Below are 10,032 nucleotides of genomic sequence, written 5' to 3' on the forward strand. Positions count from 1 at the left end.
GCTTAGCCCCGAGGCGAAGGCCTACACGTGCCGCCGGCTCTGCACGATCCGGAACCGGTTCGCCACGTACGCGCCGTCGGTCAGCGCGGCGTTCGCGGCCGGGTTGGCGCCGCTGCCGTGGAAGTCCGAGAACGCGGCCGACTGGTTCACGAAGACCCCGCCAGTCAGGTTGCAGGACAGGTGCACACCGACGTCGACCGCGGCGGCCTCGGTCGCGTCCAGCACGGCCTCGTCGGTGGAGTAGACGGCGGCGGTCAGCGCGCCCTTCTCCCCCACCGTCGCGCGCATGATCTCCAGGCTGTGCGCGGTGGAATCGGTGGCGATGACGAAGGAGATCGGCCCGAACCACTCCCGGCCGTAGGTCGCGGTGTCGTCGGCGGCCAGCTTCACGATGGCCGGCGTCCGCACCACCGCGCCGGGCAGCGCCGGGTGCTCGACGGTACGCGACTCCAGCACCGGCTCGCCGACCTTGGTCACCTCGTCGAGCCGCTCCAGCACCCCGTCGTTGACGATGGCGCCGGTCAGCTCGACCCCGCGCGCCGGGTCGGCGGTGAGCTTGCCGACCGCGCCGGCGATGCCGGCGGCCACCTCGTCGAAGCTCTTGTGCCCCTGGTCGGTCTCGATGCCGCCGGCCGGGATGAGGATGTTCTGCGAGGTGGTGCACATCTGGCCGCTGTACAGGGTCAGCGTGAAGCCGAGGTTGCGGCACAACCCGGCGAAGTCGTCGGTGGAGTCGACCACCACCGTGTTCAGGCCGGCCTTCTCGGTGTAGACGGCCGCCTGCCGGGCGTTCGCCTCCAGCCAGTCGCCGTACTCGGTGGAGCCGGTGAAGTCGACGATCTTCACGGCGGGGTGCAGCGCCAGGGTGGAGGCGAGCTTCTCGCCCGGCCCCTCGGGGGCGAGCAGCACCAGGTTGGGGTCGAACCCGGCCTCGGCCAGCACCTCGCGGGCGTACCGGACGGTGATGGCCAGCGGCAGCACCGCGCGCGGGTGCGGCTTGACGACCACCGGGTTGCCGGTGACCAGCGAGGCGAAGAGACCCGGGTACGAGTTCCAGGTGGGGAAGGTGTTGCAGCCGATCACCAGCGCCACGCCCCGGGGCACCACGTGGAACGTCTTGGTCATCCGCAGCGGGTCGCCCTTGCCGGCCGCCTTCTCCCAGCCGGCCGTCCCCGGGTGCCGGGTCATCTCGGCGTACGCGTAGGCGAGCGCCTCCAGCGCGCGGTCCAGCGCATGCGCGCCGCCGGCCTGGAAGGCCATCACGAACGCCTGGCCGCTGGTGAACTGCACCGCGTTGGCGAGCTCGAAGATGTGCTTGTGCAGCCGGTCGAGGATCTCCAGGCAGACGCCCACCCGGGTCTGCGGGCCGGCGTCGCGCCAGGCCGGCAGGGCGGCCGAGGCGGCGGCGACCAGCTCGTCGGCGCCGGCGTGCGGGTAGCGCACGTTCAGCTCCAGCCCGAAGGGGCTGGTCTCGGTGGCGACCCGGTCGCCCGAGCCGGGCTGGTCGAGGGGGAAGTCGCCGTTCAGGTACGCCTCGAAGGCGGCCTTGCCGTCGGCGGCGGCGGTCTCGCCGTACACCCGGGGGCTGGGTGACTCGGGATAGGCGGACCAGTATCCCCGCTCCGTGATGGCGGTCAGCGCACGGTTCAGGGTGTCGGCGTGCCTGTCGTACAGGGGGTGCGGGGTCTCCGTCATGCCCGCCATCATGCAACAGGTAGGCCCCAGATCAGTAGAGCAGTGTCACAAGTGGGATCGTCACCCGTCAGAGCGCCAGCTGCCACTCCGTCGAGGCGTCGACCGGCCGGAAGCCGAGCTGCTCGTTGATCCGGATCATGTGCTCGTTCTCCGCCGCGTTGAAGGTGTCGATCGCGCGCAGCGCCGGCTCGTACGCCAGGGCGTGCCCGAGGTTCTCGATCTTGGTGAGCAGACCGAGCCGGTGGCCGCGGTGGGCCGGGTCGACGATGGTGATCTGCTGCCAGGCGTGCCAGTCCGCGCTGGCGCCGAGGCTGAGCATGCTCCAGGCGACCAGCCGGCCGGAGCGCTCGTCGACCGCCGCGACGTGGTAGCGGCGGCTGCCCCGGAGGTCGAGCGCCCGCTCGACGCCCCGGATCCGGTCCGCGTCGACCCGCTCCTGCTCCCACTCCAGGTCGCCCAGGGGCGCGTCGGTCATCAGCCGGCCCTCCAGGTAGGCGACGTCGTCGACGTACTCCTCGGGGGTGGACTGGTGCCAGCGGACCGCGCGGTACCCGGCGGCCGCGCTCCGGGCACCGGCCAGCAGGGTGTCCAAGGCGGCCCGGTCGAGCGCGGTGGTGTCCAGCCGGCGGCGTACCGCCGCCAGCGCGGGACGGGCGCCGACCACGGCGGCGAAGGCCGCTCCGGCGGGGTCGCGCGCCGGGCCGCCGGGCAGAGCCGAGGCGACCGCCCCCGCCACCCGCTTGCGCCCCGCGTCGCGCAGCAGCCGCACCCCGTGCTCGTGCAGGGCCCGGCCGACGCCGTGCCGCCGGTACGCCGGATGCACCATCAGCTCGGCGACGGCGTTGTCGGTGTTGTCCAGTTGCGGAAGCTCGAGGCGGAGCCAGCCGGCCGGGACCCCGTCGAGCCGGGCCAGCGCCCAGTGCACGACGAGGCCCGGCATCGGGTACCGGACCAGCGCCTCGAAGCGCCGCCGGCAGTAGGGCGGGAGGTCCGGCGCGTCCGCGTCGGTGACCGCCGCCCCGATCCGGTACGCCGCGTCGACGGCGGTCTGGTCGTTCGGCTCCAGCGGCGTGATGGAGATGCCCATGCCGGTGAGCCTGCGGCACCGCAAAGCGAACGGGCCAGCGATTTTCTCGCTGGCCCGTTCGGACGTTGGTCGGGAGGGACGTCCACACAACGCCTCCGGCGTTGGGTCGTAAGAACTCAAAGTCTCCGGCGGATCGCCCTCCCGCACGGAGCATCTTGCGCCGTCCGGTTCCTGTCGTCAAGTCCTTGTCGGCGGGTTTTCCACACTCACAGCGAAAAGCCAGTTACCCGGCGGATCGACCCGATCCCCCGTCCGGGCGATCCGCCCATCCCCCGCCCGGCCGGCCCCCGCCCCGCTCCGGCTACGCCGGTGCCCACCATTGCCCCCGTTTGCGGCGGGTCGCGGTGTCCCGGCGGCAGGAGGGCGCGACACGCCGCAGACGGGGGTCGATCAAGCGGGCGTCAGGCGAGGAGGCCGGCGTCGCGGGCGGCGCGCAGCGAGGGCTTGATCCGGTGGGTCGGGCCGACCTGGCCGGCGACCGCGTCGATGGTCTTCAGGCCCTCGCCGGTGTTGAACACGACGGTCTCCGCGGTCGGGTCGAGCCGGCCGGACTCGACCAGCTTGCGCAGCACCGCCACCGTCACCCCGCCGGCCGTCTCGGCGAACACCCCGGTGGTCCGGGCGAGCAGCCGGATGCCGGCCCGGATCTCCTCGTCGTCCACGTACTCCATCCAGCCGCCGGTGCGGCGCACGGCCTCCAGGGCGTAGAGGCCGGCGGCCGGGTCGCCGATGTTGAGCGACTTGGCGATGCCGGTCGGCTTGACCGGGACGATGGTGTCGCTGTCGCCGTGCAGCGCGACCGCGATCGGGTTGCAGCCGGCGGACTGGGCGCCGAAGACCTTCCAGCCACCGGCCGGCGCCTCGACCAGGCCGATCTCGACCAGCTCGGAGAACGCCTTGTCGATCTTGGTGAGCAGCTCGCCGCTGGCCATCGGGATGACCACCTGGGCGGGGATCCGCCAGCCGAGCTGCTCGGCCACCTCGTAGCCGAGGGTCTTGGAACCCTCCGCGTAGTACGGGCGGACGTTGACGTTGACGAACGCGGTGTCCTCGAACTCGTCGGTCTCCACCAGCTCGCCGCAGAGCCGGTTCACGTCGTCGTACGACCCGTCGATGGCGACCAGCTCGCCGCCGTAGACGGCGGTGGTGACCACCTTGCCCTGCTCCAGGTCACCGGGGATGAAGACCACCGAGGGCACGCCGGCCCGGGCCGCGTGGGCGGCCACCGAGTTGGCCAGGTTGCCGGTGGAGGCGCAGGCGAACCGGGTGAAGCCGAGCGCCCGGGCGGCGGTCAGCGCCACCGAGACCACCCGGTCCTTGAACGAGTGGGTCGGGTTGGCGCTGTCGTCCTTGACCCAGAGCGGCGCGGTGATGCCCAGCTCGGCGGCCAGGTGCGGGGCGGCGACCAGCGGGGTCAGCCCCGGGTCGAGCGTCACCCGGGTGGCCGGGTCCTGGCCGGCGGGGAGCAGTGCGGCGTACCGCCAGATGTTCTGCGGGCCGGCCTCGATCCGCTCCCGGGTGACGGCGGCCAGGGCGGCGGTGTCGTAGTCGACCTCCAGCGGCCCGAAACACTCGTAGCAGGCGTGCTGGGCGGCGAGCGGGTAGCGCGCGGAACAGGCGCGGCAGACCAGGGCGCGGGCCGGGCTGGCGGTGGTGTCGATGCCGGGGGCGGCGGGAAGCGTCGACGTCATGTCGAGAGTCCTCTCATCTTTCCCCGCATCGCACCCTGCGGCGGGGACGGAATTGGCACCTGCCCGCGCCTGCTCGTCATCGAGCGTGCGGGTGGTTGCCGGGGCGTCGTCGGGCCGTATCCCTCAGCCCCTCTGGATGAGGTATGCAGTTGTGCCACCGAGTCTAGGAGTTCCGCGGCCCGAACCCGACCCCGGTTCCCACGCTGTGAGCTGAGGCCGTGGGTGGCGGGGGGTCCACCACCGTCACCCCGTCGGTGGACGCGTCCACCGCCGCGGCTCCGGCCGCCATCGCCCCCAGCGCCACGCCGACCACGGCGGCGCCGGCCGCGCCCGCTCCGGCGGAGACCCTGACGGCGAAGCCGAAGCCGCCCGCCGCCCCGGCGCTGACCTGCAAGCAGCTCGCCGGTGCGCACGTCGGCAGCGCCAAGGTGCCCTACAACGGCTACCCGGACCACCTGCCGCTGACCGAGGGCCGGTGGTCCGGCGAGGACGGCGCGACCGTGCTGTTGCAGAAGCCGTGCGGGATCGGCGACCTCGACGGGGACGGGGCGGCCGACGCGGTCGGCGTGGTCGCGTTGAACGGCGGGGGCAGCGGCACCTTCTTCACCGTGCTCGTCTGGCGCAACAGCGGTGGCAAGCCGGCCTTCCGGGCGCTGGCCGATCTCGGCGACCGCACCCCGGTCCTGTCGGTCAAGGTGGCCGGGCAGCAGGCCACCGTCGTCTGGCGGACCCGCAGCGACGGCAGGAGCATGGCCGAGCTGGACATCAGGCGCACGTCGACGTACCAGCTCTCGGGCACGACGTTGGCCGAGGTGGGCCACACCGACGCGCCGTACTCGCCCTGACCGCCTGCGGCCGGAGCCGCGCGGAACGGCTCCGGCGGCGGGCGGCCGGCGGGTCAGGCGGGTACGGAGTTCCGGCCCGCCGGCGCGGGGGTGGCCACGCCGGCGCGGCGTCGACCGATCAGGCGGTCGAGCGCCCAACTGCCCGGCCCGAGCACGACCACCAGGGCGAACGCCCAGCAGAACAGGGCGGCTAGCTCGCCGTTGTTGTGTATCGGCAACAGCCCGTCCGGCTGATGCACCACGAAGTAGGCGTACGCCATCGAGCCGGAGGCGAGCAGCGCGGCGGGCCGGGTGAGGAGCCCGACCAGCACCAGCGCACCGCACACCGCCTGGATCAACGCCGCCCACCAACCCGGCCACTGCCCCACGGGCAGCGACTCGCCTGTGCCGCGGGCGCCACCGAGCACGCCGAAGAGCGACGACAGGCCGTGGCAGAGGAACAGCAGGCCGATGACCATGCGGAAGAGGGACAGGGCGGGTCCGTTGAACCGGTCGAGATTCATCTCGCTACCTCCGGGTGAGTGGAACGGTGCACCCAGGATCAGCCAGGAAATATCCGACCTTATGAATTTTCTGTTAACGAACGCGTCGTCCGTGGGAGGTAACGCTCAGATCGCCCCCGCCGTCAGCTCGTGACATCCTTTCGGGTGAACCGCCAGAAGGCCAGCCCCCAGAAGAGCGTCGCGTAGCTCACCGCCGAGATCGCACCCCGCACCACGTCGTCGGTCTGCACCGGAGTGGAGAGCAGGCCGAGCCAGGCGGTGCTGTAGTGCGTCGGCAGGAAGTTGCGCAGCCCGCCGAGGGCGGTGATCTGGTCCAGGATGCTGGAGAGGATCCAGAGCAGCACCGCGCCACCGACCGCGCCGAGCGCGGCGTCCGTGGTCACCGACAGCAGGAAGGCCAACCCGGCCACCACCAGCAGGACGACCGCCAGGTAGCCGAGCACCGCCAGCAGCCGCAGCAGCCCGTCGGTCGGCGCCAGTTCCGCCGCGACCTGGCTGCGCAGCGGCTCCCAGCCGTACCGCAGGGTGCCGGCGAGCAGGGCGGTGCCGGCCAGCAGCAGCAGGGCCAGCGCCGAGTACGCGAGCGCGACCAGCAGCTTCACCGCGAGCAGCCGGGACCGGGGCACCGGCACCGCCAGCAGGTAGCGCAGGCTGCCCCAGCTCGCCTCGCTGGCCACGGTGTCCCCGCAGAACAGGGCCACCACCACGACCAGCAGGAACGACGCCGAGACGAAGATCGAGAAGAGGGTGAAGTTGAGCCCGCCCGAGGTGGCCAGCTCGACCAGGCTGCCGAACTCGTTGCGCCCGTTGTCGTCGTCGTCGCCGGAGTCGAACTGGAAGGCGATCAGGATGATCAGCGGCAGCAGCACCATGAACGCCAGCGCGAGCTGGGTACGCCGCCGCGACGCCTGCCGGCGGAACTCGGCCGCGAACGGCAGGGTCGCCGACGGCCGGTAGCCGGCGGCCGCCCCGCCCGGTCCGACCCGGCCGGCGTCGGCCGGACCCGCCGTGTCGATGGATGAGCCCGCCATCACCGGTCCCCGCTTCCCCGAGAGTTCTCGCCCACCAGGGCGAGGAACGCGTCCTCCAGGCGGCGCCGCGGCACCACCCGGTCCACCCCGATCCCGGCCCGGACCAGCTCCGCCACCACCTCGCTGCGTGCGGTGCCGTTGGTGTCGACCACCAGGCCGCCGTCACCGTCGGGCAGCACCCGGACCCCCTTCAGGCGGTCCAGCACGACCCGCGCGGCGGCCGGGTCGGTCACGTCGAAGAGCACGCTCGGCGAATCGCCGACGATCTCCTCGACCGGACCGGAGGCGACGATCCGGCCCTTGTTGACCACCACCGCGTGGGTGCAGGTCTGCTCCACCTCGGCGAGCAGGTGGCTGGAGACCAGCACCGCCCGGCCGTCGGTGGCGTACCGCTGGAGCACCCGGCGCATCTCGGCGATCTGCGGCGGGTCGAGCCCGTCGGTCGGCTCGTCCAGCACCAGCAGCTCCGGCAGGCCGAGCATGGCCTGCGCGATGGCCAGCCGCTGCTTCATGCCGTGGCTGTAGTTCTTGATCCGCCGGTGCACCGAGTCGCCCAGTCCGGCGATCTCCAGCGCCTCGTCGAAGTGCGCGTCGGCAGCCGGCCGCCCGGTGGCCCGCCAGTACGCCCTCAGGTTCTCCAGCCCGGACAGGTGCGGCAGGAAGCCGGGCCCCTCGACCAGCGCGCCGATCCGGGACAGCACCGGCGAGCCCGGCACCAGCCGGTGCCCGAAGACGTAGATCTCCCCGGCGGTGGGCTGGGTCAGCCCCATCAGCACCCGCAGGGTGGTGGTCTTGCCCGCGCCGTTCGGCCCGAGCAGGCCGACCACCTGCCCGGGGTGCACCTCGAAGTCCACGCATGTGACGGCGACGAAGCCGTCGGCGTACTCCTTGCGGAGCTGGCGGACGGCGAGCGGGACGCCCGCGTACTCCGGGTGGACCGAGCTGTCCTGGCGGCGGTGCCGGCGGCGGGCGACGGCGACGACCACGGCGAGCCCGACCGCGATGGCGGCGAGCAGCCCGACCAGCACCCAGCGCCAGACGGTGGCGGTGGTGGGGATCGGCTCGGCGTCGACCGTCGGCAGGCTCACCGGGGCGTCGCCGGTGCCCACCGTGTAGACGGTCGGCTCGGCGGGCGTGGTGTACGCCTGGTCGGAGGTGGCGACCACGACCCGCAGCCGGTGCCCGGCCTCGATCCGGCGGACGATCGCCGGCAGCGTGACGGTGACCGGCCGCGCGCCGTCGAGGCTCTTCGGCAGGCCGGTCAGCCGCACCGGGGCGACCAGGCCGTCGGGGAGCGTCGCGGCGCCGTTCGGGTCGACGTCGTAGAGCTTGACGAAGAGCACCGCCTCACCGGTCGGCGAGGCCGCCCGGAGCGCGAAGGTGGGTGACCCGGCGACGTCCACCGCGTCGGCCAGCGGCGCCGACTCGAACCGGGCGTGCTGGCCGGGAACGTCGCCGGCCACCCCGCCGAGCAGCGAGCCGAGCGCGCCGGCGAAGGGCACCGAGGAGATCGCCGCCGGGTTGCCGTTCGGCGGGTTGGCGATCGGCTGGGCCGGGCCGGTGACGGCGACCTCGCGCCGCGCGTCCCCGGCGACGCCCGGGTAGTCGGCGGTGCGGTAGCCGGTGGCCACCAGCCCCCGGTCGAGGGCGTCGAAGCCGGCGATCCGGGAGAAGGTGAAGCCGTCGCCGGGAGCCGCCCCCTCGCCCCTGACGTAGTGGTCGAGCCACTGCGCGGTCAGGAACTTCACCCGGTCGGAGTCGCTGGTCGGCCCGGTGCCGCCGTCGTGGCCGCCGGTGAACCAGGCCACCCGCACCGGGGTGCCGGCGGCGGCGATGCCGCGCGCGTTGGCGTCCGCCTCGGTCAGCGGGAAGAGGCTGTCCGCCTCGCCCTGCACCAGCAGGGTCGGCGCCTTGATCCGGTCGAGGACGCCGGCCGGGGAGGAGCGGCGCAGCAGGTCCACCGCCGCCTGGTCGGCCCGCCCGGTGGTGGCGATCCGCAGGTACGCGGCGCAGACGTCGGCGGCGAACCGGCCGCAGGACGGGTCGGCGGCCGGCGCGGGACCGGGCCCCGGACCGGTGCCCGGCCCCGCGCCCGGCGCCGGGCTGGCCGGTCCGGCGGAAGCGGGAGCGCCCTCCGGCTGGGCGGCCGAGGTGCCGGAGAGCCCGGCCGGCCCGGAGCCCGCGTTGCCGCCGCCGCCGAAGAAGATCCCGGCCCAGCCCCTCTTGAACACCCCGTCGGTCGCCGGTCGGCCGGTGCTCTCCGGGAGGAAGGCCCGGGAGAGGTCGTTCCAGGTGATCATCGGGACGATCGCGTCGACCCGCTGGTCCTGGGCGGCCAGCAGCAGGGCCAGGCCGCCGCCGTACGAGCCGCCGACCACGCCCACCCGGGGGTCGCCGGCGGCGTCGGTGCGGATCTCCGGCCGCTCCGCGAGCCGGTCCAGCAGCCGCTGGGCGTCCCGGATCTCGTAGTCGGGGTGGTCCAGGTGGATCTCGCCGCCGCTGCGACCGAAGCCACGCGCGGTCCAGGTCAGCACGGCGTAGCCGCGGGTGACCAGGTCCTCCGCGTCGGACCGGACCGAGTCCTTCGTACCGCCGAAGCCGTGCGCCAGCAGCACCGCCGGCACCCTGCGGTCGGCCGAGGCGTCGTCGGGCAGCCAGAGCGTGGTGTCCAGTTCGACCGGCTGGTCGCCGGCCGGTCCGGATCGGACGGTGACCAGGGCGGACTCGGTGCGGAAGCCGGGCCGGTCCGGTCGGGCCGCCCAGACGGCGGCGGCGACCAGCAGCACGACGACCACCGACGCGACCGCGACCCGGCGACGGCTGGCCAGGACGCGCCGCAGCCACGCGGCCGACAGCGGTGATCTCATGTGGCTCACGGTACGGCCCGGTTCCTGAGCGTTGGCTGGGATCCTCCGTACGTCCGTCCGGTTCGTCCGATCGACGAGCGGGGTCGATCGAGCGCGCGCCGTCCAGACCATTAGCGGGGGGACGACTTCGGATCACGTGAATTCCGATCTTAGCTCCGAAATCGACTCGGATCAGACCATGACGCCACCCCGGCGACACTTTCCGTGGCGATCGATGAACGGTATGTGACATCGCTCGTAGTGACGCGAAACTGACTGAACAACCACGGCATGAGCCAGGGCCGGGTCGGTTAGTTTTCCGGTCCGGTGTACG

General features: G+C 73.4%; 7 protein-coding genes and 1 riboswitch. Of the genes, 1 reads left to right on the forward strand and 6 read right to left on the reverse strand.

The genetic code is table 11. The annotated features are described in order from the left end of the window. Nucleotides 1-21: 21 nt before the first annotated feature. From paaN to thrC, 3 genes are all read right to left on the reverse strand, one after another. Nucleotides 22-1,695 (reverse strand): phenylacetic acid degradation protein PaaN, encoded by a 1,674-nt coding sequence (gene paaN / locus KBX37_RS00925; RefSeq protein ID WP_210773697.1) that lies wholly within the window; start codon nt 1,693-1,695, stop codon nt 22-24. A gap of 67 nt (nt 1,696-1,762) precedes the next feature. Continuing rightward, a complete protein-coding gene (locus tag KBX37_RS00930; RefSeq protein ID WP_210773698.1) occupies nt 1,763-2,782 on the reverse strand; it encodes a GNAT family N-acetyltransferase in 1,020 nt (339 codons plus the stop codon). Between the two features lie 401 nt (nt 2,783-3,183). After that, complete coding sequence (gene thrC, locus KBX37_RS00935) at nt 3,184-4,473, reverse strand: threonine synthase (RefSeq protein ID WP_210773699.1); 1,290 nt, start codon at nt 4,471-4,473, stop codon at nt 3,184-3,186. A 10-nt stretch (nt 4,474-4,483) separates the two neighbouring features. Beyond that, nucleotides 4,484-4,616, reverse strand: a riboswitch (SAM riboswitch). A gap of 75 nt (nt 4,617-4,691) precedes the next feature. Between thrC and KBX37_RS00940 the strand changes: the two genes are divergently transcribed. After that, nucleotides 4,692-5,318, forward strand: a complete 627-nt coding sequence (locus KBX37_RS00940) for a hypothetical protein (RefSeq protein ID WP_210773700.1) — start codon at nt 4,692-4,694, stop codon at nt 5,316-5,318. 53 nt (nt 5,319-5,371) lie between these two features. On the opposite strand, the gene KBX37_RS00945 is transcribed toward KBX37_RS00940, so the two are convergent. The 3 genes from KBX37_RS00945 to KBX37_RS00955 form a co-directional block, all read right to left on the reverse strand. Continuing rightward, complete coding sequence (locus tag KBX37_RS00945; RefSeq protein ID WP_210773701.1) at nt 5,372-5,821, reverse strand: DoxX family protein; 450 nt, start codon at nt 5,819-5,821, stop codon at nt 5,372-5,374. 122 nt (nt 5,822-5,943) lie between these two features. After that, complete coding sequence (locus tag KBX37_RS00950) at nt 5,944-6,852, reverse strand: ABC transporter permease (protein WP_210773702.1); 909 nt, start codon at nt 6,850-6,852, stop codon at nt 5,944-5,946. Further along, nucleotides 6,852-9,719 carry an alpha/beta fold hydrolase gene (locus KBX37_RS00955; protein WP_210773703.1) on the reverse strand — a complete coding sequence of 956 codons (2,868 nt, stop codon included), beginning with the start codon at nt 9,717-9,719 and terminating at the stop codon, nt 6,852-6,854. The genes KBX37_RS00950 and KBX37_RS00955 overlap by 1 nt, the downstream gene beginning before the upstream one ends. Between the last annotated feature and the right edge of the window lie 313 nt (nt 9,720-10,032).

It is taken from the genome of Micromonospora sp. U56, assembly GCF_018070095.1.
Classification (GTDB): Bacteria; Actinomycetota; Actinomycetes; order Mycobacteriales; family Micromonosporaceae; genus Micromonospora; species Micromonospora purpureochromogenes.